This is a genomic window from Paenibacillus xylanexedens, assembly GCF_007676705.1.
GTDB lineage: Bacteria > Bacillota > Bacilli > Paenibacillales > Paenibacillaceae > Paenibacillus > Paenibacillus xylanexedens_C.
Map to the genome: position 1 here is coordinate 68,630 of NZ_VEBF01000011.1, position 22,895 is coordinate 91,524.

The 22,895-nt window shown below is 47.7% G+C and carries 23 protein-coding genes; 5 read left to right on the forward strand and 18 right to left on the reverse strand.

Features of this window, described 5'->3' with window-relative positions; translation table 11 throughout:
* Positions 1-77: 77 nt before the first annotated feature.
* The 6 genes from folE to FS628_RS28775 all read right to left on the reverse strand — a co-directional run bounded on the left by folE (position 78) and on the right by FS628_RS28775 (position 5,616).
* Positions 78-671 carry a GTP cyclohydrolase I FolE gene (gene folE, locus FS628_RS28750; RefSeq protein WP_036668229.1) on the reverse strand — a complete coding sequence of 198 codons (594 nt, stop codon included), beginning with the start codon at positions 669-671 and terminating at the stop codon, positions 78-80.
* Positions 672-727: 56 nt separating this feature from the next.
* Complete coding sequence (locus tag FS628_RS28755; protein WP_145326468.1) at positions 728-991, reverse strand: YneF family protein; 264 nt, start codon at positions 989-991, stop codon at positions 728-730.
* Positions 992-1,156: 165 nt separating this feature from the next.
* Positions 1,157-2,188, reverse strand: a complete 1,032-nt coding sequence (locus FS628_RS28760; RefSeq protein WP_145326469.1) for an HD domain-containing phosphohydrolase — start codon at positions 2,186-2,188, stop codon at positions 1,157-1,159.
* A gap of 15 nt (positions 2,189-2,203) precedes the next feature.
* Positions 2,204-4,087, reverse strand: a complete 1,884-nt coding sequence (gene queG, locus FS628_RS28765) for a tRNA epoxyqueuosine(34) reductase QueG (RefSeq protein WP_145326470.1) — start codon at positions 4,085-4,087, stop codon at positions 2,204-2,206.
* Positions 4,088-4,260: 173 nt separating this feature from the next.
* Positions 4,261-4,845, reverse strand: a complete 585-nt coding sequence (gene lepB, locus FS628_RS28770) for a signal peptidase I (protein WP_145326509.1) — start codon at positions 4,843-4,845, stop codon at positions 4,261-4,263.
* Positions 4,846-5,190: 345 nt separating this feature from the next.
* On the reverse strand, positions 5,191-5,616 hold the full coding sequence (locus FS628_RS28775; protein WP_145326471.1) for a GNAT family N-acetyltransferase: 426 nt from the start codon (positions 5,614-5,616) through the stop codon (positions 5,191-5,193).
* A 416-nt stretch (positions 5,617-6,032) separates the two neighbouring features.
* On the opposite strand from FS628_RS28775, the gene FS628_RS28780 reads away from it, so the two are divergent.
* Positions 6,033-6,644, forward strand: coding sequence for a superoxide dismutase (locus FS628_RS28780; protein WP_145326472.1), 612 nt, complete (start codon positions 6,033-6,035; stop codon positions 6,642-6,644).
* A gap of 89 nt (positions 6,645-6,733) precedes the next feature.
* Here the strand turns inward: FS628_RS28780 and mutY are convergent, their stop codons facing one another.
* The gene (mutY, locus tag FS628_RS28785; RefSeq protein ID WP_145326473.1) at positions 6,734-8,026 is read right to left on the reverse strand and encodes an A/G-specific adenine glycosylase; all 1,293 of its coding nucleotides are present in this window, start codon (positions 8,024-8,026) and stop codon (positions 6,734-6,736) included.
* 29 nt (positions 8,027-8,055) lie between these two features.
* Complete coding sequence (gene acpS, locus FS628_RS28790) at positions 8,056-8,454, reverse strand: holo-ACP synthase (RefSeq protein WP_145326474.1); 399 nt, start codon at positions 8,452-8,454, stop codon at positions 8,056-8,058.
* Positions 8,455-8,639: 185 nt separating this feature from the next.
* Here acpS and FS628_RS28795 point away from each other — a divergent pair, with 185 nt between their 5' ends.
* Positions 8,640-9,455 carry an alpha/beta hydrolase family protein gene (locus tag FS628_RS28795; RefSeq protein ID WP_145326475.1) on the forward strand — a complete coding sequence of 272 codons (816 nt, stop codon included), beginning with the start codon at positions 8,640-8,642 and terminating at the stop codon, positions 9,453-9,455.
* A gap of 105 nt (positions 9,456-9,560) precedes the next feature.
* Here the strand turns inward: FS628_RS28795 and nadE are convergent, their stop codons facing one another.
* The 3 genes from nadE to FS628_RS28810 form a co-directional block, all read right to left on the reverse strand.
* Positions 9,561-10,370 carry an ammonia-dependent NAD(+) synthetase gene (gene nadE, locus FS628_RS28800; RefSeq protein ID WP_145326476.1) on the reverse strand — a complete coding sequence of 270 codons (810 nt, stop codon included), beginning with the start codon at positions 10,368-10,370 and terminating at the stop codon, positions 9,561-9,563.
* 133 nt (positions 10,371-10,503) lie between these two features.
* A complete protein-coding gene (locus FS628_RS28805; RefSeq protein WP_145326477.1) occupies positions 10,504-10,938 on the reverse strand; it encodes a BrxA/BrxB family bacilliredoxin in 435 nt (144 codons plus the stop codon).
* A 220-nt stretch (positions 10,939-11,158) separates the two neighbouring features.
* Positions 11,159-12,853, reverse strand: a complete 1,695-nt coding sequence (locus FS628_RS28810) for a two-component system sensor histidine kinase NtrB (RefSeq protein ID WP_186328005.1) — start codon at positions 12,851-12,853, stop codon at positions 11,159-11,161.
* Positions 12,854-13,048: 195 nt separating this feature from the next.
* On the opposite strand from FS628_RS28810, the gene FS628_RS28815 reads away from it, so the two are divergent.
* Positions 13,049-14,317 (forward strand): NAD(P)/FAD-dependent oxidoreductase, encoded by a 1,269-nt coding sequence (locus FS628_RS28815; RefSeq protein WP_145326479.1) that lies wholly within the window; start codon positions 13,049-13,051, stop codon positions 14,315-14,317.
* A 143-nt stretch (positions 14,318-14,460) separates the two neighbouring features.
* Here the strand turns inward: FS628_RS28815 and FS628_RS28820 are convergent, their stop codons facing one another.
* The 3 genes from FS628_RS28820 to FS628_RS28830 all read right to left on the reverse strand — a co-directional run bounded on the left by FS628_RS28820 (position 14,461) and on the right by FS628_RS28830 (position 16,959).
* The gene (locus tag FS628_RS28820) at positions 14,461-14,844 is read right to left on the reverse strand and encodes a hypothetical protein (protein ID WP_145326480.1); all 384 of its coding nucleotides are present in this window, start codon (positions 14,842-14,844) and stop codon (positions 14,461-14,463) included.
* 112 nt (positions 14,845-14,956) lie between these two features.
* Positions 14,957-16,204 carry an ABC transporter permease gene (locus FS628_RS28825; RefSeq protein WP_145326481.1) on the reverse strand — a complete coding sequence of 416 codons (1,248 nt, stop codon included), beginning with the start codon at positions 16,202-16,204 and terminating at the stop codon, positions 14,957-14,959.
* 23 nt (positions 16,205-16,227) lie between these two features.
* A complete protein-coding gene (locus FS628_RS28830; RefSeq protein ID WP_145326482.1) occupies positions 16,228-16,959 on the reverse strand; it encodes an ABC transporter ATP-binding protein in 732 nt (243 codons plus the stop codon).
* Positions 16,960-17,844: 885 nt separating this feature from the next.
* On the opposite strand from FS628_RS28830, the gene FS628_RS28835 reads away from it, so the two are divergent.
* The gene (locus tag FS628_RS28835; RefSeq protein WP_145326483.1) at positions 17,845-18,306 is read left to right on the forward strand and encodes a MarR family winged helix-turn-helix transcriptional regulator; all 462 of its coding nucleotides are present in this window, start codon (positions 17,845-17,847) and stop codon (positions 18,304-18,306) included.
* Between the two features lie 77 nt (positions 18,307-18,383).
* On the opposite strand, the gene FS628_RS28840 is transcribed toward FS628_RS28835, so the two are convergent.
* The 3 genes from FS628_RS28840 to FS628_RS28850 form a co-directional block, all read right to left on the reverse strand.
* Complete coding sequence (locus FS628_RS28840; protein ID WP_260871233.1) at positions 18,384-19,889, reverse strand: MDR family MFS transporter; 1,506 nt, start codon at positions 19,887-19,889, stop codon at positions 18,384-18,386.
* Positions 19,890-20,124: 235 nt separating this feature from the next.
* Positions 20,125-20,667, reverse strand: a complete 543-nt coding sequence (locus FS628_RS28845) for a GNAT family N-acetyltransferase (protein ID WP_260871231.1) — start codon at positions 20,665-20,667, stop codon at positions 20,125-20,127.
* Between the two features lie 231 nt (positions 20,668-20,898).
* Entirely contained in the window at positions 20,899-21,195 is a 297-nt protein-coding gene (locus FS628_RS28850; RefSeq protein ID WP_145326486.1) for a hypothetical protein, read from the reverse strand.
* 185 nt (positions 21,196-21,380) lie between these two features.
* Between FS628_RS28850 and FS628_RS28855 the strand changes: the two genes are divergently transcribed.
* Complete coding sequence (locus tag FS628_RS28855) at positions 21,381-21,860, forward strand: GAF domain-containing protein (RefSeq protein WP_145326487.1); 480 nt, start codon at positions 21,381-21,383, stop codon at positions 21,858-21,860.
* 161 nt (positions 21,861-22,021) lie between these two features.
* Here FS628_RS28855 and FS628_RS28860 read toward each other — a convergent pair whose 3' ends face one another.
* Entirely contained in the window at positions 22,022-22,834 is an 813-nt protein-coding gene (locus FS628_RS28860; protein ID WP_145326488.1) for a MerR family transcriptional regulator, read from the reverse strand.
* Positions 22,835-22,895: the final 61 nt, after the last annotated feature.

Consider the following 22,895-nt stretch of genomic DNA (forward strand, 5'->3'; position numbering starts at 1 on the left):
AGAAACTCGAAACTTCTGCTTTCAAAACCAAAAGGATCTAATCATCTGGCTTGTCCAGCAAGTGGACATACCCGATCTTAATCTTTTACCAAAGACAAGAACTCGGCACGTTGAGCCGGATTCTCACGGAAGGAACCACGTACAGCAGACGTTACCGTCTTGCTTCCTGGTTTCTTCACACCGCGGGAACACATACACAAGTGCTCGCCCTCCACAACGACCATAACACCGTGTGGCTCTACGGCCTCTGTCAAAATGTCAGCGATCTGGGAAGTAATACGTTCCTGAACCTGCAGGCGACGTGTTACCGCTTCGACCAGACGAGCCATTTTGCTCAAACCGACGATTTTTCCGCTTGGTACATACCCAATGTGCACCTTGCCAAAGAACGGCGCCATATGGTGCTCACATTGACTGTAGTAGACAATATCTTTAACGATAACCAGTTCTTCATGATTCTCGTCAAAAGTAACACCGAGCACATCGCGCGGGTCTACTTCATATCCGCCAAAAATTTCTTCATACATTCGGGTCACACGTGCAGGCGTTTCAAGCAGCCCTTCACGTGTACTATCTTCTCCGATCAATTTCAGGATCTGCTCTACATGATACTCGATCTTCTCCCGATTGTCGGACACTTTTGAATTCAAATAATCTTTAACGCCAGCCACTGCCGAACGCCTCCTTTCGAACCACATACGGTAAGCAGTTATTCACTTCACTGCTATTATTTTCGGCGGCCCGAATTTTTACGCGCAGGATGTTGTTGCGGCTGGGGCATTTTTGCTCCTGGCTGCTGGTTCTTCATCATCTGCTGGGCACGCTGCATTTGCTTGCCGTTCAGGTTGTAGCCCATTTGCTTCGCCATTTTCTGAAGCATGTCCGGATTGCTTTGCATTTTCTCAAGTTGTTTACGCAAGTAGAACACCCCGATGAAAAATCCCCCGACCAGACCAACAATCAATGTAATAATCGGTATAACAATATCCATCTCTTAGACACCTCTGTATGCATTCTAAAAAGCCTGATAATCCGTGCCACTTCATGATGTTAAACGCACATGTTGCAAACCTGACACAGACCGGATTTCCTGAAAGTATCATAGCATTTCCGCACGCCTTGAGCAAACGGATTTTCCAGTTGAACCGCCGGCAAGCTAACTCATGACGGCTTCAATGAAAACGGTTGTATGCTGGGCCAGATCGATTTCGACCACATCCAGAGAATAACGTGTACTGCCTCGTGCCACTCGGATTACAGGTCTGCCTGGCAATCCTCGATGCTGACGCACAATGACTCCCGTCTCTTTGGTAGACAGCCTCACGGCTGTACCGTTGGGGTATACCGATACACTTTTGTTGAACTCAATCAAAATGTCTCGATCTAGCCTGGTGTTAGACATTGCCATCATCTCTTCACAGGCTTCATGTGGTAACAGGCTGTCCTGCGATAATCCATTAATCAGATTATCATAGATGTTCGCCGCACTAACGATCCTTGCAAACAGATGGATATCATTTCCCTTGATGCCTCTCGGCATGCCTGTGCCATCTACATGCTCATGATGTTGTAAGGCTGTATGGGCGACCATCAGACTGAACTCCCGCTTGTTCTTAATCACTTCGAATCCGCGCCACGTATGATGCAGTGAAGAGTTGGCAGCAGAACCACTGCCAGGGGGTTCCCCCACTTTGCCAATATCATGCAATAATGCCCCCACAGCAAGATCCTTCAGTTGGTTATAGTTGAGTCCCATATTCATTCCGATGACCGAAGACAACAAACATACATTCATGGCATGAACATACTGCGCATTGTCTTTGGTTCGAATATCGGTGAGCTGCACCAGCAACTCACGCCCGTTCAGAACATCATTCAGCAGCTTGTCTATACTGAGAGCTACCCTTCTTGGACTCCAATCCTTCCCGGAACGCACCGCTTCAAGTGTGACACTCATTTCGTTAATTATTGCCCGTTTTGTGGTTTCATCCAGAATGTCTTCTGAATTCACATCTTTATAAGCTTCATCCTGGATGTACAGCATGGTCACGCCAATACGTTTCAGCGTATTGACCATATATACGGTGAGCTGGACTCCGGCAGACAGCAGTACCGTACCGTTACTGGAATATACCGTCTTACCCAGAAGCTCCCCCGCTTCCACGCTCTCCACGTTTACATACTTCATGAACGTCCCCCGCTCTTACGATCGCTGCTCCAAAGCGAGCAATTGCTCCTTGGTTTGCAGACCGCCTACATAACCCACCAGTGTGCCGTCTTTACCGCTGATGCGGTGACAGGGAATTATAATCGGAATCGGATTCTTGCTAATGGCGTCCAGAACTGCACGAACAGCCTTGGGCCTGCCGATGATTTCCGCAACCTGTTGGTGTGATGAGGCCTCTCCATAAGATATATCGGACAGAACTTGCCATACTTGTAGCTGGAATGGTGTTCCAAGCCGATCAAGCTGCAATTCGAACACCTTTCTTTCTCCCGCAAAATACTGCTGTAACTGCTTTGCAGCTTCGCTGAGCTTCTCTTCATTTTTCTCATAGCGATACTCGCCAATCCATATACGGGCCCATTGCTGCAGGTGAGCTTCCCGTACGTGAAAGGCGCCAAAGTCGATGTGACACAGTCCTTCATCCGTAGCACATAACGTTAGTGGACCAATCGGTGTCAGTATCTCATCGTAGTATACTGGCTTGCCATGAAGCCCCGTAACTGCTGAAGGCTTCCACGCTGCGGCTTCCGGTTTGGCAGGCTTCGCGGATTGCTCATTACCCGGTTCAGTCGCAGCTTCCATTTTCAATTCCTGTTGTAATGCCTGTAATGTGTTGCGCTCATTATTCTTCTGTTCCTCTGGCTGCTTCTCACTCACTTGTCCAGCCTGTGGCTGTTTGGGTAAGGTCTCGGACGAACTCAGTCGTTCCTTGGCCTTCTGCAGCATGCTTAGTACGTTCCCATCTTGTTCGTTAGCGGCAGCTTCCCCAATTGCTCTCATGGCGTCTTCTCCTCCAATTCTACTTAGCGCCCAAGCTGCAGTTCCCCGTAGCTCAGGGCGCGGATCACGTTTTAGTACTTCCGTAAGTTTGGGTACAGCACTTTTATCTTTGAAATTGCCCAGGGCAATAACGGCGTTTCGTTGAATCGGCTTCTTGCCACGCCATGCGGCGGAACTCTGACCGAACCGTTCTTTGAACTCCCGGTTGCTAATATCCAGTAGCGGTAGCAGCAGCGGCTTCACAATCTCCGGATCGGGATGAAACTCGGGATGGTGATCCCAGTTCTTACCCCGGTTCTTCGGACAAACAATCTGACAAGTATCACAACCGTACAGACGATTACCGATTTTTAGCATAAATTCTTCATCCACGAACCCTTTGGTTTGGGTTACAAAAGAAATACACCGTGATGAATTTAACTGTCCGGGACCTACTAATGCTCCTGTTGGACAGGCATCGATACATTTTGTACATTCACCACAATCCTCAGTTACAGGTGTATCCGGCTGGAATGGAATATTCGTCACCAGTTCCCCGAGGAAAATCCATGAACCGAATTTGGGTGATATAATGGCACAGTTCTTGGCACTAAAACCAATCCCCGCACGCTGGGACACCGCACGATCCACCAGCGCTCCGGTGTCAACCATACTTTCGATCATGGCTTCAGGTACGCGCTCCCGTATGAAATTAACCAGCTTGTCCATGGCTGTACGCAGAACCTGGTGATAATCCTGCCCCCATGCGGAACGGGCAAAGATCCCCCGATAGGCTCCCGGCTCCGACTTCGGCGGGTTCACCATCTTCGATGGGTATGCCACGGCTATCGCAATAAGTGAAGCCGGCTCGCCATCCTTCAACTCCGGACGTACCCTTTTCTCAATATCCGGCTCTTCAAATCCGGACTCATACCCTTTAGCCCGATGCTGTTCGAGTATGGATTTAAGTGTTACGAAGGGTTCTGCCGAAGCAAATCCGATATCATCAATGCCCAGTCCGGGGCCAGCTTCCTTGATCTCCTGTTTTAACTTCTCCCATACGGAGGCTGCCTGTGCCCCCCCGGTCTGTACGCTCGTCATTTCTCTTTCCTCTTTTCTTCCGACACTTATTCCGTAAATAGTGAACGCCCGCCTCACGATAAGAGAGGACAGGCGTTAATTTCTGTATATGCCTTGCATACTTGAAGTCAAACGGAACGAGTCTATATAATTTAACGCAAAATGCGCTCTGAAGTTGTTGTCTCGCCAGCACTTTACAATTTTTTCAATTCAGAAAACGGCCAAAAAATAAATTCAGCCTTGCCTACAATCTCATCGGATGTAATACTGCCAAACACTCGGCTATCCTTACTTTTACCTTCATGACGATTATCCCCCATCACGAAGAAATGATCCGGCTCCAGTGTAATTGGACCAAAATCCGGGTCTTGTACCTCAATATCAGTATACGTTTCCGCTTGCTGCTCGCCGTTCACATATAGATGGTGATCCCTGACCTCAATCGTATCTCCCGGCAGTCCAACGATCCGTTTAACCAGAAAATCCTTCTTCTCCACACCTTCGCTTGGATCACGAAGTACAATCACATCTGATCGGGAAGGTGTACCCAGATGATATACGATTTTGTTGACGAACAGACGATCTCGCTCAACCAGTGTCGGCTGCATGGACTGTCCCTTGACCATCGACAGGTTGAACACAAACAGGTTCAGCAGCATCATGATTACAAAAGCTACAACTATTGTTTTGACCCAATCCCACAGCTCAGCAACCCAGGATTTCCCCGGTTGTTCAGGCTTAGGCGGTTCATTACGTTGCTCGGAAGTCACATGTTCCATTGAAAGGTTATTGGAATTCAAAGGGACACCTCGTTTATCAATTAGTTGAATAAAACGTCTAAAATGAATGATCATGCTCCCTTTCAGTCTACTTCATTTGGGAGAGTGAAACAATTGGTTATGAGCACCAATACCTTAGGTATCACTAGCTTACCCGGAACAACCGTATGGATTTAACAGAACTCGAAGACACCGGAGGAGTATAAGAAGGATGCGAAAACAGGAGGAATAATACGTGAAGAACACTCGTATAAATAGAAAGGCACATCCCTCACGTTATTACACGCTAAAGATATGCCTAATATGAAATGAAAATCTTTTTTTATTTCTTTATAAACATGCAAACTAAGCTTTTGACAAAATACTAAGATTCTGGAAAGCGCTCATAATCTGATTGGCACCGTAACCCATCGCTTCATATAGAGGCATAGCTACTTTGTTGTGCTCATCACCCGCCACCCATACTTGGCTGACTTTACGCTGCTGGAACCTTTGTTCCATAGCCTCGACAAGTGTTTTGCCGACTCCACGGCGACGATAGTCTGGATGTACCGCAATACGGTAGATACAACCCTGGTTGTGATCAATCGTACCGATCAAAGCGCCGACGAGGTCTCCCTCTTCTTCCGCAACCATGATCAGGTCAGAATCCCATGACAATTGACGGGCAAACGGGCCCATCGTGTTCTCATAACACTCTTCCGATAGTGCAACCTGGAGAAGCTCCGTCATCTGGCTTGCATCACTCAACTGAAAGGAACGAACGTGCATGTCTTAAATCTCCCTTTTCGTTAGCTTAGATGAGGTTTTTTACAAAAAGGATTCCCTTTTTACCAAAAACCCAATGTTCATATAATGACAAAAAACGAGAAAATACCGCTTCTTCGTCAATTAAACCATACTTTACTCCATAAAACACGCATTTTCTTTTGAAAGCGCTTAATTGTAACCGTTTACAATGTATTCCTTCATATTTTTGCTTTTATTTCTACTAAAATCACATAAATATATTCATAAAGGGTAAAATATGTTTGTTAACTCTGGCCCATCATTAGATCAACACCTTGGGGTACTTAATAAACAAAAATGTTGCTTAATTAGCCCGAATGCGGTTTAATATTAGTGGCAAGGGTATTATTACATATGTACCTATTCAAAAAACCTAAAATCTCAGGAGGTATTTCATTATGGCTTTTCAATTACCGGCACTTCCTTACGCTAACGACGCACTCGAACCACATATCGATGCAAAAACGATGGAAATTCACCACGATCGCCATCACAATACTTATGTAACTAACTTGAACGCAGCTCTGGAAAGCGCTCCTGAACTGCAAGAAAAAAGCTTGGAAGATCTGATTGCTAACCTTGACAGCGTACCTGAAGGCATCCGCACAGCGGTTCGCAACAATGGTGGCGGACATGCTAACCACAGCTTGTTCTGGGAAATCATCGGACCTAACGGCGGCGGCGCTCCTACAGGCGATATCGCAGCAGCAATCGATAGCGAACTGGGTGGCTTTGACAAATTCAAAGAAGATTTCGCTAAAGCAGCTACAACTCGCTTCGGTTCCGGCTGGGCTTGGCTTGTAGTTGGTAAAGATGGCAAACTGTCCATCACTAGCACACCTAACCAAGACAGCCCTCTCTTCGAAGGTCTGACTCCGGTTCTGGGTCTGGATGTATGGGAGCACGCTTACTACCTGAACTACCAAAACAAACGTCCTGACTACATCGCCGCTTTCTGGAATGTAATCAACTGGGATGAAGTGAACAAACGTTACGCTTCTGCAAAATAAGACGGTTGACCTAAAACGGTTAACATATTAAAAAAGAGCCTGAATTGGTCATTATTACCAATCCAGGCTCTTTTGCTTTCATATCTTCATTATTCCCTAACATCTTCATAAGCCCCAGCAAAATAACTGCTGATTAGCTTCAAGAATATGTTGGGAAATGCCATCTTCTCCATATCTTCTGGACCGATCCAACGGTAGGTCAGGCCATCGCCTTTACCTGTCCGTACATTCTGTCCTTCAGGAGCGCTTGGCTCCGATGAATGCGTTGCGGCTGACTCAGGTAACACAGCTGATGATAAGGCTGTGGCCTCTCCTGCTGCCGCCTGTGCATCGTAGGCGGCTCTCGCTTCCGCTGCAATCAGCGGAAGCTCACCAGTCTGGTCCTGCTCGGTACACTTGTACACCTGCAGGCTCCAGACAATGTGGCTGAACACATGCTCCGCATGGGTAGCCAGCCCTTCCGGGCGGGCAGCGAAGCCTTCCGCCCACAGACTGCCGGCCAGCAATGCCATGGCCGGCTCATCCGCCAGCGGCGCCGCTTTCTTGCCAGCTGCGGCGGGCGCCGCGAGCACATGCGGCAGCTCCCACATGCGGGCGAGCAGGCCCGTATCGGGGCGCTGGCGCACCAGCACTTGGCCGTGATGATCACCACGGCCTTCCACAATCGCGACCAGCCGCTGCTCAGGGCGCGGCGGCTTCGCCTTGGTCTTGACCGGCAGTGTGAGCTCTCTTCCGGCGATACGGCCGGAACATTGCTCCATGACCGGGCAAGTCAGGCAGTGCGGCGCTTTGGGTGTACACACCAGCGCACCAAGCTCCATCAGCGCCTGATTGAAATCACGCGCCCGCCCTTCCGGAATGAGCTCTCCTGCGAGCTCTTCCATCAACACCCGGGTGCTGCCCTTCATAATATCCTCATCAATAAGGAAGTATCGGGACAGGACCCGCATGACATTGCCATCTACCGCAGGCTGCGGCTGGTTGAAGGCAATGCTGAGAATGGCCCCGGCAGTGTAGGGGCCAACCCCTTTTAATGCAAAGACAGCCTGCTTGTCCTGCGGCATCTCGCCTCCGTGCAGCTCCATAACTTGTCTCGCGGCTGCCTGAAGATTACGTGCCCGGGAGTAATAACCGAGTCCCTCCCAATTTTTCAAGACGTCCTCTTCGGGTGCTTCCGCCAACGCCTGTATGGTCGGGAAATTCCCAATAAAACGATTGAAATACGGAATTACCGTATCGACCCGCGTCTGCTGAAGCATAATCTCTGATACCCATGTAAAATACGGATTGTTGTGACGCCGCCACGGTAAATCCCGTCGGTTGATCATATACCAATCCAGCAAATTCACGCTGAAATGTCGTTTCTGTTCCATTAAACCCATTTTTCCGTCCTCTCCTATTGCCAAGCTAACTACTTCTCCATCTGTTCCACGATGGCAAAAGCCGCTGCCAGTTCCGTCTGATGCGTAATACTCAAATGAATGTCATATTGCTTGTCGTAGGGCAGCTGCAGGCGTTCCCAGGCTTGACTGGACAGCGAGGCCACTGGACGTCCTGTCCCATCAGGCAGCACTTCAATGTCAGTGAACCCCATAATGCCACCGATCCCGCAACCAAATGCCTTGGACACCGCTTCTTTTGCAGCAAATCGGCCGGATACAAACTCCGTCATCCGCTTCCCGCGATGGACCGCGATCTCCCGCTCTGCTGGCGTTAAGATTCGTTTCATAAAAGCTTCCGCATGGCGACCGGACAGCAGCTTGCGCATACGTCCAATCTCCAGCACATCATTGCCTATGCCATATATCATCAACGCTTCACCCGCTTAATCTTTTATACTGTAAAAGATCTCCATTCAATCACATGATCCGTAACTATCCGAACACGTATTCTATTGTAGCAGGAGGGGCGCTCAGAAGCGAGTACCTATGCGCATTACCATATATGCTAAAATATGAATCAGGAATCGTCTGAAACTCTTAGGAGGTCTGAATCATGCCCATAACTTTTGAATTGCCCACTGACGTAGATGCGATCATTCGCGGGGACTTTTTCCCTGCACAACAACCCGCTCAAGGGGTCATCCTTCTGGCTCACGGATACAAAGGCTTCAAAGACTGGGGCATGTTCCCCTATGCAGCTTCACAGCTAAGCCAGACGCATCATGTGCTGACCTTCAATTTCTCTCACAACGGTATCGGCGAATATCTAGAGCAATTCTCTGAACTTGAAAAGTTCGCAGTGAATACCTACAGCCGCGAACTTGCTGATCTCGCCTTGGTACTTGATTATGTGACTACACAATCTGAACTCGCTGGACTTCCTGTATACCTGGTTGGACATAGCCGAGGTGCAGGGGTAAGTCTCGTCTATGCACTGGATCATCCCGAGCAGGTGCAAGGTGTAATCTCTTGGAATGGTATAACCAACCTGGATCTCTTTACAGCGGAGCAAAAAGAAGAAATGCGTACGCATGGCCGCAGCCATGTCATTAACGGACGTACAGGCCAGCAGATGCCACTGGATGTATCTATCCTGGAAGACCTGGACAAGCATAGCAAACGTTACGCTATCGTTGACCGCTTGGCTTCATCAACTTTGCGAGTCGCACTCATTCAGGGAACAGAAGATCCCCAACGTCTGCGTGACGGTTCTGCCGCACTTGTGCAAGCACGCCCAGATATCCCATGGCACCAGATACCTGAAGGGAACCACACGTTTAATACGGTACATCCATTTAAAGAAACCACTCCACAACTGGAGCAAGCCATCACCCAGACCCTGCAACAGATCAAAGACTGGAGCAACTAACTCATCTTTAATATAGTAGTTCGTTCCACATAACAAAAAGAGCCACTGCGTGAGCAGTGACTCTTTTTGCATTCCCTATATAACGATTATGCTCATTCACCCGTATTAGATACCAGGAATGGCATTGCGTTTGTGATGGGTGCGCGTATAGAACGCTTCAAGACGCTCTTGTGCAGCCGGATCGATCTGTTTGCCTTCGAGATAGTCGCTGTTGGCTTCATACGAAATCCCCAGCTCCTCCTCATCCGTCTGACCTTCCCACAATCCTGCCGATGGTGCTTTGTCCAAAATGGCCTGTGGCACATTCAGATAAGCTGCCAGCTGGCGTACCTGACGTTTGTTCAGGGTGCTCAGTGGTGTGATATCTACAGCACCATCACCCCATTTGGTATAGAAACCCGTGATGGCTTCGGATGCGTGATCCGTACCAACGACGAGCAGGTTTTCTTCAAACGAAAGTGCATATTGCATCACCATACGGGTTCTCGCTTTAACGTTACCTTTGCCTTGATGAGTCATATGGCGTGGGCTGCCCAGTGACTTGAAGCCTTGCTCCACTTCCAGTGCAATCTCGTTAACCGCATCTTCGATATTCGTTTCAACGACATACTTCAGATCGTATGCTTTTGCTACAGCATAGCTGTGGTCAATATCGGATTGCTCACCATACGGTTGGAACACACCCAGAGTTTTGTACTCTTGTTTGTTCTCTTCTGTAAGCTCGTCCGTCGCTTTTTTGCAAAGCGCCGTAGCCACAGCACTGTCAATACCGCCACTGATTGCAATCAGCAGGCCTTTGGCACCCGCATTTTTCACATATGTCTTCAGAAAATCAACACGCTTGCGTACTTCCTCTGCTTCGTTAATGCTTGGTTTAACCTTCAATTCAGCGATGATCTGTTGTTGCAAACTCATCGTTAATACACCCCGTTTCTAAATGAATGAAATTTGATGCTTGAAAGGTCCGAATGGTTCAATAACCTTATCTATCCAAAATGAAACGCCCCGGCATCGGTTATCCGAAGAGCGGGGCGTTCTATGGAGCGAATTAACGGCAATAACGTTCAAATGCACTTTTGAGATCAGCCGCAATTTCCTCTGCAGAACGGTCTTCCACTTGATGACGCTCGATAAAGTGAACGAGTTCTCCGTCTTTCATCAGGGCGATGGACGGTGAAGATGGCGGATACGGTGCAAAGAATTCACGTGCTTTTGCAGTTGCTTCTTTGTCCTGACCAGCAAATACAGTGTACAGGTGATCCGGTGTGATATCGTTCTGAAGTGCTTGAGACACACCTGGGCGACATTGACCTGCGGCACATCCGCAGACAGAGTTTATTACGACCAGCGCTGTTCCTTTTGCATCCGGCAGACTTGCTTCCACTTCTTCAGGAGTACGCAACTCCTGAATGCCCAGACGAGTTAGCTCATCCCGCATGGGTTGAACCATATCTTTCATGTATTGATCAAATGACATCGACATTCGGTTTCACTCCTTATAAATGGTTGTTCTATGATCTCGATAGAATTAAAGGCGATTAGCTATCCAAACAACGTTACATTCATATCGAATATTATGGATGTAATGATGTGCTATTCCTATTATACATCCATAAGCAATGAAAGCAAGATTCAGACAGTGCCTGCAGAAAGGCTTCTTCTAAAATATTATGTCTCATCGTCTGGGAAAATATGCTGATTACCTAACGTTCAAATGCCACTTTGAAGGTAGTCCCTCGACCTTCCTCTGATTCCACGGTAATGGTTCCATTATGTCGTTCCACAATACTTAAACACATGGATAATCCAAGTCCCGTCCCCTTGGCTTTTGTCGTGAAAAAGGGCTCGAACAGCTTTTCCTTCTTCACCCTAGGTATACCAGGCCCTGTGTCACGTACACACAGTTCCACTTTGTCATCGACTATCCGCGTCTCCAGCGTAAGCACGCCCTTCTCATTCATGGCTTCCATCCCGTTACGGGCCAGATTGAGTACCACCTGTTTGATTTCCTTTGGATTGAGGTGCAACTTCGGTACATTATGGTCCAGCATGAGTTCAATACTCTGACCACGCAGGTTCGCATCGGCCCACAACAATGGACTGAGTTCATGAATGATATCATGCAGCTGGGATTCCTCTTTTTCCGCAATCCGATCCTGGGCCAGCGATAGAAAATCATTAATGATACTATTCGCCCGATCCAATTCTTCCAGGACGATCCGGTAATAATGATCAAGGGAATCCGGACTCTTCTCCTGCATGAGTTGAAGAAAACCACGTACAACCGCCATAGGATTACGCACCTCATGCGTAATGCTTGCAGCCATCTGCCCCACCAGACTGAGACGATCCACATTATCCAGTTCACTTCGCAACATCTCAAGCTCCGTGATATCCTGAATAATCAGCATAGCTCCTGTGACCTCTCTTGCAGGCTCTGTTGAAAAGGCATAGATCGGCACGGTTCGGGACTGAAATACGTGAGCACCGTAACGAACAGTCAATCCATTAATCTCACCATGAACGACAGCTCTGCGAATGCTATTATCCATCTTGTCCGCCTGACCTTGTTCAACAAATTGACTGGCTGGCCGGCCGATGAGATCAGGCGTGGTGTTACAGGGTAACTGATCTCTTGCTGTTTGTTCCATCATCTCATTGACGAACATGACTGTGCCTTCTTTATCTACAGTGGCAATGGAGAGAGGAACCGCATTCAGAATCTGATGAAGCTTTTCCATCTCGGCTATGTATCGGTGGTGAACTTCCGAGAGATGTTGCTCCAGCCCGTGATAGTGCTTCATCCGTTCCAGCCATAACAGACTCAGACTGCCCGCAACTATGGCTCCCGTGGTATATCCCAGTGCTGTAAGTACCATATAAGTGGCAGAGTATGTGGAGTCATTCTGAAGGGATGCGATCCACAACAGACTCGTTACACCCCTTTCCATTGCAATCAGGGTGATCAGGATCGTCATTTTGCGCGAAGGTGTATTATGCTTGAATCGTTTGGCAGACAACCATACAATAGGATAGAGAAGAATGCCCGTATGAAGGAGAAATCCGAACAGATCATAGGAATGCGCGAAAAGGAAATAGAAGAGAATATGTAGTATGGACAGCGTTAAGCCTATAACGGACTTACAATACAAAATAACAAGTATTACAGGTACGATGCTTAGTGATATGGGTACAGCCGCTGGACTCCCATGAAACGCGAACATCAAACACAGTAGCATGCTCGCAACACTCGTCACAGCTAAAACGGTCTGCATCATTCCGGCATGTTCCAACTTGGCCACAGCCCGCTTGGAGAGCCCCAGATGGAATAAGGGAATCAGGTATACCGCCGACCCCGCCAGCAGTACTTGTAAAAGAATGTCCTTTAACGCAACCACAATGCCATCTCCTCCTCCGCCTGCACATTCCCTCATGTATTTCTGATTAAAACATAGGCGACAGTATATTACAATATATCCCTTAAGACTCCATAATAGAACTGCTCGTAACTCCATTATATTTCAGAAAAAGCCAGGAGTAGACATGGTTTACGTAAAACAGACAAAATCAATGAAAAAAGAGGGTAATAACATATGTATGATGTCATCGTAATTGGTGGTGGATCCGCGGGCCTGATGGCTTCTGTTGCAGCTGCCGAGCATGGAGCTTCCGTCATTCTGCTGGATAAAGGAGATCAACTGGGTCGTAAACTCGGCATCTCTGGCGGAGGTCGTTGCAATGTAACTAATGCCAAGGAAACGGATGAACTCATCCGGCATATTCCGGGTAATGGACGCTTTTTATATAGTTCGTTTCAGAATCTGGACAACCAGGGGATTATGCGTTTCTTCGAGAATCTCGGAATTGCCCTGAAAGAAGAAGACAATGGAAGAATGTTCCCTGTAACCGATAAAGCCAAAACGGTCGTTGATGCGCTGGTAGGTAAAATTGTCTCCCTCGGTGTCGAGATTCGCACCAAAGAACCCGTCAAGGAAATTATTCAAAACGGTCAGCAGGTACAGGGTGTTAAATTGGTATCAGGTAAAACGATTCTTGGGCGCTCTGTCATTATCGCTACCGGCGGCAAGTCCGTACCCCAAACCGGATCAACCGGAGATGGTTATCCCTGGGCTGAAGCTGCGGGACACACGATAACGGAGTTATATCCAACCGAAGTGCCTATTGTGTCTGGGGAGAGTTGGATTCAGTCCAAAGAACTGCAAGGTTTATCTTTGAGGGATATCGCTTTATCTGTAGTGGATGCCAAAGGAAAAACGGTCATCTCCCATCGCGGGGATATGATCTTCACGCATTTTGGAGTGTCTGGACCGGTTGCATTGCGTTGTAGCCAGTTTATCCGCAAGGTTCAGATGAAGTCTGGAAACCCACAGGTCATGATGAGCATTGATCTGTTCCCGGAGCTGTCAGCAGGTCTACTAGAAACTCAGGTTCAGCAGGTATTGGAACAAGAATCCCGCAAGGCTGTCAAAAACATTTTGAAAACATGGGTTCCTGAACGCATGATTCCGTTGATGATGAAACGCGCCGAGATCAGCGATGACCTTACGTACCACCATTTCCCCAAAGGCATGTTAAGTAACTTATGCGGGCTAATGAAAGCTTTTACTTTCCGCGCAGACGGAACAAGATCGCTCAAAGAAGCCTTCGTTACTGGGGGAGGAGTCCACTTAAAGGAGATATACCCAAAAACAATGGAATCCAAGCTGTTGCCTGGACTATTCTTCTGCGGTGAAGTTCTGGATATTCACGGCTACACCGGAGGGTATAATATCACTGCTGCTTTCTCCACGGGATATACGGCTGGCATGCATGCGGCTGAATATAGACACGTTACATCCTAATAGGTATTACACCTTTTAACCCGATAATGAATTAGCTCAGATGCCAAAAACCCCGATATCCACTATCTGTGGAGTATCGGGTTTTTGGGCATTGTTTCATTTTAGAAAAAACGACTCGAACTGCTCTTGGGCTTGTGATGCTTCTATGCTTTGACGCTGCCTGAGAATCCATCAGCCGAATCATCGTATGCTGGGTCCTCGCTATAATTATGTGCACCTTGCTCAGCCTGACTCCCCTGGTTTCCACTCGCATATCCCTCATTCCAGTCCTCATTCACGAGATGAGCCGGAATTGAGATATTCTGAAACTGATCCAGCTCTTCCGTTTGTGAGGAAAATACGGCACTTCCTCCATGAGATTGTACAATCTCTACGGCTGACTGAGGATCCTGGCGATCTGTAGGAATGTACAATTCCAGCGGGCCAGACTGATAAGGCTTATACCCTAATTCCTCCAACGTTGCCCTTGCAGCATTCAACGCTGAACCGTCTGAGAAATGCACCTGTAGTTCGCTATTATCCATCATCATCTCTTCCTCCTTGCTACAGCTAATCTCTCATCATTCATAGATGAGATTCTTCTTCTATAGCATGGTCAGTTATAGCGCGTCATATGCTCTGAACTACAAAGGAATTCTTTTAGGCTCGGGTAAGTCTAACCCATCCGGCAATAGATAACACACAAAGTCCGAAGACCACCGCACCTGCGGCTGTCAGAATACCGACGATCCAACCGAGCCAAGCCAATCCCAGCGTGAATCCCATAAGAATACCAATGGGGACAAACAACATCTTAACCATCATTGAACCCGCACGATGCAGAGCATCGGAGTCATATGTTATGAGCTGAACATAGTCGGACGTTGCAAACACATCCCAGGAGCGATAAAACATCACCGTTAACATGATAATCAATAACGCACACACAATGATATTGACCGGAAAAGGCGGTAAGGCGACTGCTGCAATGGACAGTCCTCCAAGCTGTAAATACAATTTCATTGTGGCTGAGTTCCGGAAAAACGCCTTGAATGCGATCTCCGCTGTACGATTCGCGATGGAACGATTGCGTAACAGTTTACGCGGTTTGCGGAAGATAATGGACCGTGTTCGTGGGGCTTTCGGCTTGCTCACCGCTCGGCTTAACATCACAGCTGTCAACTGCAGCCTGCTTCGCAAATCTTCTCGCACATCGCCTTCAAACGTTCCTTTCATCATAAGCCGCATCTGTCCGACGGTAATCAGAAGAAGCATGATAACCCCGAGACTAAACATGATTTTCCACGTCTGCCCATGCATCCATGATGTCGCATGAATGGTCATGTACCCTATGCCAATGACGAGAGGAATCATCTGAATCCAGCGTCGCCATCCTGTAAGTCGAACCTTTGTCAGATGTAGTGTTATGGCTTGGAATGAAGATACTGCACCGAACCAGACAGCCATAAGTGCAATCTGGAGATTAGACATCTCATAGACACGGGACCACAGGGGGGCAGTCAGTGCTGTAATCACGATCATTTTGCCCAGATGTTGCAGACAGGCGCGGTATAGCCCTTGCCTCATCAACGTGCGCATCCACAACGGTCTTGATTTCAGAAACAATACATCGGCTTCCTCCACAAATATCAACACACCCCCGGTAAGCATAACGACGTCGATCAGCCCGGTCAGCACGGGCAACGGTAATCCAGTCGCCCATGCAGGCAGCGGTTTGGTCCACAGACTCGTGTACCATCCAGTCAGATAGAGCAGACCCGGGACAAGCAAATATACCCATACCGTCCAATCCACTACGAGTCTGAGATTTTTCATTTGTTCCCTGAAATGTTCTTTGCGTCTTCGCCTGTATAAACGAAGTGGTGTATAACGCTGGGAAGTTTCCATCCTTTCTCTCACCCTCTCTCTATCTAAGACGTCAGTATATCGAAACAGTCAAACAAAGAGGCTTCCGATAATCCCGCTGTTTCACGGATCTCATCCAATGTTCCCTCGGCAGCAGACCTGCCCGAAGCAATCAGAATAAATCGGTCGCAGATTCGTTCAGCGGTATCCAGTACATGCGTAGACATGAGTACACCCGCACCACGCCGACGTTCGTCATCGAGTAATTTCAGAAAATCTTTGGTAGCACGCGGATCAAGTCCAATAAACGGCTCGTCCACAATATAGATATCCGGCGAAGACAGAAATCCGATCATCAGCATCATTTTCTGCCGCATACCCTTCGAAAAACTGGCTGGAAGATCGTTACGAACGTGGTCCATACCGAAGCGAACCAACAGTTCCTCCGCTCTGGCGACAAAGGCCTCTTCCTCCATCTCATATGCCGCTGCGGCCAGATCAAGATGTTCCCACAGGGTCATGTATTCGTAAAAAACCGGTTGTTCCGGGATATAGGCATAACGTCCCTCTCCCCCAATCGTCACTTCATAGTCAGCATGTTCCAGCAGACCAAGCAGCGTTTTGATCGTCGTACTTTTACCCGCACCATTTGGTCCGATAATACCCACCAGCTCTCCTCGCGCCACACTCATTCGAATGTTGCGTATGGTCGACTGTCCGGGTTCGTAACCTGCCTCTGTAATATGTACATCCAATATGGACTCTTGTATGTTTGTACCTTCATGCTCTATCTTCATATCGAACACTCCTGTTCTCAGTCGGGCTTGTTAGATCATCTCATTTTATTGTATACGAGTTTTGTGCCGTTTGTTTGATCATTTTGAGCATATTTGAAGGCAATCTCCCATTAATGCTACAGCATTATTAGAGTCACTGGTGAAATTAAAGTATTCAGAAGAACGATAGCTCTTGTGTCTTATAAATGCTAAAAAGAAGCAGGGGTTCCGGAGCCCCTGCTTCTTCATATTACAGTGAAAATCTCATATTACCGATTTGTCTCCACCACAGATGTAATTTCACTCTCTGCATCTGCATCCACGTTCAGACCCAGATCCAGTGCACCACGATTTTCGCTCGCATAGCTGCTGTTCACGTTACGCTCACGGTCATTCCCGCTATTGTTGCATTCAGATTGAGTCCATTATCATCCTGCTTCTCCTCCATTTTCTTCCGAATTCATAATATGAACTCATTATAAGAGGGCAGGGCTTGACTCAACCTCCTGCCAGAGGCGGAGAAGAAGCGACATCTCAAGGATGATTTTACGAGATGATGAATGATCAAATTTTAAATGCTAAAAATGCAGATCTTGTGACATATCGCATGTTTTTCGTAGAAACAGAAGTTTACAATGAGTACATGGCGACATCCTGAATCGTCAAACAAACATAACTAACCAACTCATATAAGTTGAAATAATCTTTTACAAGAACAGCATAACGGAGAGGACAGAAAAAACCTGAAAAAGCGAAGCGTTCACCTTTATCACCGGATTTTACCTTTGAAGAATATTCAAAAAATCTGGGGATAACAGTGATTGGAAGGTTGTTCTGTCCTCGTAGTGGTAGGTTGTAACTTTATCATTTCAACTTATAAAACTAATCTGAAAAGGCGGGATCAGCATGCTGGAATTACAAGAAATCGGAACCGAACGTTCACTTCATCTGTACCGCACCTTGGCCCAGACATTCAAGAGCGTGAATGAACACGCTGTATCCGGAAGCAAAGTGCATGGCTTCAACCCCACCGCATATGGGGTGCTCGAAGTGTTATATATGAAAGGAGCTCAGCCGATTCAACAGGTTGGTGCACAGCTTCTGCTGCAAAGCGGAAATGTAACCTATGTGATTGATAAGCTGGAGCAAAAAGGACTGTTACACCGGAAGCATTGTCCGCAAGACAGACGTATCATTTTTGTGGAACTAACCGAAGAAGGTCAGCGCACCATGGATGATATCTATCCAGGTTATGCGGTGAAGATCGATCGTGCGGTCAGCGGACTGAGCGAGGAAGACAAGGAACTGTTGTCCGAACTTTTGGGAAGGCTTGCACACAGTGCAGACCGTTTATCCGCGAGTAGTTAGACCTTGCAAAATGGAGCAACAAAAATAACCGGATTTGCCTGACAACGGCGAATCCGGTTTTTCGTATACATCCACTTTTACTTCGAGCCCTGTGGTTGCGGTGGAGCATCTGCATCTTCGGGTACAATTAAACGTTTGCGTAGAGCAAGCGTCGTTACCCACGAGACCAGTGCAATAACGAACATAATCACAAACAGGGAATGCAAGCTTCCTTCCAGCACGCTCCGCAGTAGCGCCCATTTGTCATCCGATAGCGCAGCATCTGTATGCGGTGCAAGCAATTCGTTCAGATCACTCTCCGATATTCCCGCCTCAGCCAAATTCTGCTCACTCGATAACGTGGAGATTCGATAGTTCAACCAGGTACCAAAAGCCGCTGCACCAATCGTCTGTCCCAACGTACGCATGAACGTGTGCAGTGCAGTAGAGGAACCACGTTCCTTATACCCTACTGAAGACTGCGCAATAATGGTGAAGATGGTAAAAGCAAACCCGAAACCGAGACCATATATAAAGGTCAGTATAAATAGCACAGCCTGCGGAGATGTCCCGCCCACCATGAACAGTCCACCCGATCCGATGGCAATTCCGGTTAATCCAATTAATGCGGTCATACGTGATCCAATTTTCATCAACAGGCGGCCTGCCAACACACTACCAATGAGCCAACCCACTGACATCGGCGCGAGCAGCAGCCCGGATTCCGTCGCATTACCTCCCCGAACCCCCTGCACCCAGAGCGGCAAATAACTGGTCAAGCCGATCATTAGAGTACTGGTCAGTAGTCCGGCGATATTCGCCACACGGATGTCCCGAATTCGGAACAAATGTAGTGGAACCATAGGGGCCTGAGCTCTTTTTTCCACCACGAAAAATAAAATAATAAACAGAGCGGCGACCACACTCAGCACGACAATTAACGGTGAACTCCAGGCATAATACTGCCCACCCGCCGACAGGACGAACAACAATGCGGTAATACCCACCGTGAAGGTCAGTGCACCGACATAATCAATTTTGGCCGTACGCGGAGAGATATCTTCCTTCAAATAACGGAATACAAACCACATCGCAAGCAAACCAAATGGCACGTTAAAACCAAAGATCCACTGCCAGCCCAGATTATCAACAAAATAACCGCCAAGCAGCGGTCCAGCCAGAGAGGAAATACCCCACACGGAGCTAATCCAACCCTGGATTTTACCACGTTCTTCAATAGCGTAGATGTCCCCAATAATCGTAAAGGTAACAGGTACTACCGCACCCGCACCAATCCCCTGAATGGCACGAAAAATAATCAACTGCTCCATATTCTGCGAAAGGCAGCACAGGAGTGAACCCAGTAAAAATAAGGCACAGCCAATTAGAAATACAGGCTTTCGTCCATACAGATCACTGATTTTGCCGAAAATGGGCGTACTCACAGCCATCGTCAGCAGGTATGCGGTGAAAATCCAGCTAAGCAGCTGTACACTCCCCAGTTCACTGACAATGGTTGGTCCAGCTGGACCAATTACGGTGCCTTCAATCGCTGATAGAAATGTTGCGAGCAGCAAGCCCGTCAAGATGAAACTGCGCTTCAAACCTCCGGTTGCATTCACACAAACCCTTCTCTCTTCGTTTCTCTATATAATTGGTACGTTAATTTACACATCTACTACGAACCAGAACAAGCTTCCGATCGCTGTTATCCCCAGATTTTTTCTTCTCCTCTCTAAACGAGAAATCCGGTGATAAAGGCGAACGCTTCGCTTCTCCCAGCTTTGTTCTGTTTCTTCGTTTACGTGTAAATTTAAAAGCAATTATATATTGTCTCTTTTATTTACCTCGCTTGCGAAGGAACTCATCATACAACATGGAATACATCACCATATCCTTGTATCCGGTGGACGTATGCTGTACCTGACGCAGCAATCCTTCCCGCGTGAAACCGCGGTTTGTCAGGAACTCGCCGGACGCCAGATTGCGTGGATCAACCAGCGCCTCGATCCGATTAAGACCCATGGTCTCATATCCGAAGGGCAATAATGCCGAGAAAGCCTCCGTCATATAACCGTGACGCCAGTAGTCACGTCCCAGCTCATAACCGATCTCTCCCCGGAATGCGCCTTCAAGCTGCCAGGTGTTGAATCCACAGCTTCCGATGAGCCTGCCTGTCTCCTTGAGTTCAATCCCCCACCGGATCGCATCCTCTTCCCCTGCCATATGATTAAGCAGCCCAATCATGTCCGCCGCCTCGCTTGTCCCAATCATGGGTGCAAGATTCATGTAGCGGGTCACCTCGCGATCTGACCAACATGCGAACATCTGGGCCGCATCCCGGCGACGCATTTTACGCAGACGAAGCCGCGCAGTCTCCATTTCGGGAATTCTCCCTTTGCATTTATACATATAAGACACTCCGATCCGATCTATCTCTGCAGACCATAAGATTCACTAGTCATCTAATCATAACCTGCGCCGAATGGCAACTATTCAGTCATGGATACACGTCAAAAAACCGGGCCCATTTCGCTCCCGGTCTTGTTGTACGTACGTATGGATAATTCAAGGTTGAGTGATTCTTGGCATCACGGCTTGTCCAAATGAATATTAGACTTTGGACGGTTTCTTGCCTTTCGCCAGCAATTCATCGCTAACCCGACCAAGCACAGTCGTGATTTCTTTGAATTCTTCTATGCCAGTCCCGGTTAAGCTCCATTGGTCCCCGTGGGCGGTCAGGAAGTTCTCCTGTGTCAGGTGTTCAAGCTCCTGCTTGATCTCCCGCTCTCCAACGCGATATCCCCGTTCTTCCAATAGGGGCAGCGCCTCGCTAACGTTCAAATCCTGATTTTGCGCCAAATATAGAAGATGAATTCGTACAAAAAGATTCTGTACCTCTGCATGCATAAGCCAAGCTCCTTCCCGGGTTATAGCCCTCCGTGGTTGCTAAGTAATTACCCCATGCAAGAAGCTGAGAAACAGGAGGATTCTTCAGGTATTCCCTTCCCTTTCCGAAATCCTCCGCTTGACTAACCGCATCCTCTGCACTATCTTGAAAATAAGTACCATTTTGCTCGGGAGGGTGATTTACCATGTTTCAAGCTGTTTCCTATGAAGGAACACGAAGTGAGCAGCACACCGCCGTCCTGGGACAGTTAAGTGCTCTGATCCGCGATGAACCTAGTGCGATTGCCAATCTGGCGAACGCTGCTGCGCTGCTCAATGTATTTATGACCGACACCAATTGGGTCGGCTTCTATCTGTATGATGGAAAAGAACTGGTCCTCGGTCCATTCCAAGGACTGCCTGCCTGCATCCGAATTCCACTCGGACGTGGCGTATGCGGTACATCTGCTGCCGAAAAACGTACCATGGTCGTAGAAGATGTGCATGCCTTCCCAGGCCACATTGCCTGTGATGCAGCATCCAATAGTGAGATCGTTGTACCGATCATCAAAGACGGAGAACTATACGGGGTGCTGGATATCGACAGCCCGATCAAAAACCGTTTTGACGATGAAGACCGTGTCTTCCTGGAGAAAGCCGTAAGTCTGCTCACAGAGCAATTATAAGCTACCATACTCCTTTTGGGATAAGGTAATTGGGGTTCTTCATCCTACTATGATGAAGAACCCGCAATAACAAAGAGCGCAGTCCTCTCAGAGGTCTGCGCTCTTTGTTATCCATTATAGTTCACACCCATGTTCTTGCTCGCCCATGTTACTTTATGCATCTAGGATAAATCCTGTTCCGCTTTAATCATCATCCCTTCACGCAAAAATTCAGCCAGGCTCGGGTGGTAACCATCGTACATCTTGCGGAAATCTGGATGCTCGACATACAGATTGGCCAAATCCCGGTAAATCTCTGATGTGGGTGTGTAGTACCCTTTGATCCATTCGAGATGTCTTCCAATAATCTCCTGCACCTCGGGACTACCAGGTTCCAGTTCATCCTCAATTGCCTGCTGCAAGTCCAGATGAATCCGGTCAATTTTTGCCTGTGAATCGAGATAATCTTCCTTGGACTTCAAATCTTGGTTTTCAGGCATTGTGGATGAATTGGAAGATTGGATGTCGGAACTCTGAACTCGCTCTGTCTGCACATGATTCAAATCATTATTGACTGCATGGTTAGAACTCGCTTCATTCAGCAACTGGTGACGCCCCTTATTTACAAAGCCCATATACAGCTCATGTTCATCAAGTTCCTGTTCGCCTTGCAAATGGGAAATCGTCTTGTCCAGTGTCTGAATCAATCCATGCAGACGCAATGCCTTCTCCAGAATCTCAATGCGATGTTGCTGCATGATGCGAATGACGTCCTGAGGATTATCCCGGAGCATTGATCCAATCTCATTCTCCTCCATACCTACTTCCTTACAAAAGAGAATTTGCTGGAGTCTCAACAGTTCTTGCTTTTCATAATAGACATCCTCATTCGAACCTCCAAAAGCCGGATTCAGAAGACCCGTCTCCGCATACTGGCTCAGCTCGCTCAGACTCACGCCTGACATTCCAGATACGTCAACCATGGAATATGCCATTTGAATACACCTCCTGCCTACCCTGCAACTTCTAAGTTCAGGTTTATTTCATACTGCATTT

Excerpts from the sequence above, each read along its gene's own strand:
- FS628_RS28835 (WP_145326483.1), top strand. The coding sequence starts at position 17,845 with ATGCTGGAATTACAAGAAATCGGAACCGAACGTTCACTTCATCTGTAC.
- acpS (WP_145326474.1), bottom strand. The coding sequence starts at position 8,454 with ATGATATATGGCATAGGCAATGATGTGCTGGAGATTGGACGTATGCGC.
- FS628_RS28795 (WP_145326475.1), top strand. The coding sequence starts at position 8,640 with ATGCCCATAACTTTTGAATTGCCCACTGACGTAGATGCGATCATTCGC.
- FS628_RS28825 (WP_145326481.1), bottom strand. The coding sequence starts at position 16,204 with ATGGAAACTTCCCAGCGTTATACACCACTTCGTTTATACAGGCGAAGA.
- FS628_RS28855 (WP_145326487.1), top strand. The coding sequence starts at position 21,381 with ATGTTTCAAGCTGTTTCCTATGAAGGAACACGAAGTGAGCAGCACACC.
- FS628_RS28760 (WP_145326469.1), bottom strand. The coding sequence starts at position 2,188 with ATGAAGTATGTAAACGTGGAGAGCGTGGAAGCGGGGGAGCTTCTGGGT.
- mutY (WP_145326473.1), bottom strand. The coding sequence starts at position 8,026 with ATGGGTTTAATGGAACAGAAACGACATTTCAGCGTGAATTTGCTGGAT.
- FS628_RS28775 (WP_145326471.1), bottom strand. The coding sequence starts at position 5,616 with ATGCACGTTCGTTCCTTTCAGTTGAGTGATGCAAGCCAGATGACGGAG.
- FS628_RS28820 (WP_145326480.1), bottom strand. The coding sequence starts at position 14,844 with ATGATGGATAATAGCGAACTACAGGTGCATTTCTCAGACGGTTCAGCG.
- queG (WP_145326470.1), bottom strand. The coding sequence starts at position 4,087 with ATGACGAGCGTACAGACCGGGGGGGCACAGGCAGCCTCCGTATGGGAG.
- FS628_RS28850 (WP_145326486.1), bottom strand. The coding sequence starts at position 21,195 with ATGCATGCAGAGGTACAGAATCTTTTTGTACGAATTCATCTTCTATAT.
- FS628_RS28815 (WP_145326479.1), top strand. The coding sequence starts at position 13,049 with ATGTATGATGTCATCGTAATTGGTGGTGGATCCGCGGGCCTGATGGCT.
- FS628_RS28805 (WP_145326477.1), bottom strand. The coding sequence starts at position 10,938 with ATGTCGATGTCATTTGATCAATACATGAAAGATATGGTTCAACCCATG.
- FS628_RS28860 (WP_145326488.1), bottom strand. The coding sequence starts at position 22,834 with ATGGCATATTCCATGGTTGACGTATCTGGAATGTCAGGCGTGAGTCTG.
- nadE (WP_145326476.1), bottom strand. The coding sequence starts at position 10,370 with ATGAGTTTGCAACAACAGATCATCGCTGAATTGAAGGTTAAACCAAGC.
- FS628_RS28845 (WP_260871231.1), bottom strand. The coding sequence starts at position 20,667 with ATGGAGACTGCGCGGCTTCGTCTGCGTAAAATGCGTCGCCGGGATGCG.
- FS628_RS28830 (WP_145326482.1), bottom strand. The coding sequence starts at position 16,959 with ATGAAGATAGAGCATGAAGGTACAAACATACAAGAGTCCATATTGGAT.
- FS628_RS28780 (WP_145326472.1), top strand. The coding sequence starts at position 6,033 with ATGGCTTTTCAATTACCGGCACTTCCTTACGCTAACGACGCACTCGAA.
- lepB (WP_145326509.1), bottom strand. The coding sequence starts at position 4,845 with ATGGAACATGTGACTTCCGAGCAACGTAATGAACCGCCTAAGCCTGAA.
- FS628_RS28755 (WP_145326468.1), bottom strand. The coding sequence starts at position 991 with ATGGATATTGTTATACCGATTATTACATTGATTGTTGGTCTGGTCGGG.